The following is a 788-nucleotide window of genomic DNA, read 5'->3' on the forward strand; positions in this document are numbered from 1 at the left end:
TTAATTAACGTGGTGACGCCTTTACTGTTCAGGTCGTCGGCATCCGTGTCCGTCCCCTGTAATGTCCAGTAGATATCTGCCGAGATACCGAGAACACCATTGACCGGCACATTGGACAGCGATTTGTGCCAGCCCTGATCGGCATCAATACGGGCGCGCAAACCCAGCGCGAAAGCAGTCGCCGGCACGGTTTCATTTTTCCCGGACTGGCTGTTATAGGTGATAAAGTCTGGGTAAATAATCATGACTTCGCGCTGGCTAAAGTTCTCGCGGTACTTCTTCACCTCCGCCAGTGTCTTGCAGCTATAGGCGCTGACATAGGCAAAAGCGCGTAACTTTTCGGCAAAAATAGCCAGTTGCAGGGCGACGGGTTGCGTGTCCAGTTGCGGCACGGCCAGAATGCGCGGGTGCTCGCCAATGTTGGCATCCGCAGTCAGCAGGGCATACAGTCCGGTATAGCGTCCGCTCTCGTTGACGCCGCCAATAATCAGCTGATCCTGTGTTGGTTTCTCCCCGTCCCCGTGTAAATTGCCGGCATCCGCCACACGGATAACAATCACCTTCGGGCTGCACTGGTCAGAAATGGCCTTCAGTGTGGTATATAACGTGCCGGTTTTCCCCGCCTTGCCAATCACACTGTTGATACGGGTGATGAGTACCGGCGTATCCAGCGGGAACACCTCAGCATCGGCATCATCAGCGGTACACACAACACCAATCACCGACGTGTTAATGTCGCGTATCAGCGTACTGAGTCGGGTCGTTTCCCTGACCGAGACGCCATGATG

At 54.8% G+C, this 788-nt stretch carries 1 protein-coding gene; it reads right to left on the bottom strand.

Annotation, left to right across the window (positions count from 1 at the left end; genetic code table 11):
• Positions 1-788 (bottom strand): phage tail sheath subtilisin-like domain-containing protein (locus tag NXS07_RS20435; RefSeq protein WP_258087568.1); only part of this gene is annotated, 788 nt, incomplete at both ends.

Source organism: Xenorhabdus bovienii (genome assembly GCF_024721015.1).
Classification (GTDB): Bacteria; Pseudomonadota; Gammaproteobacteria; order Enterobacterales; family Enterobacteriaceae; genus Xenorhabdus; species Xenorhabdus bovienii.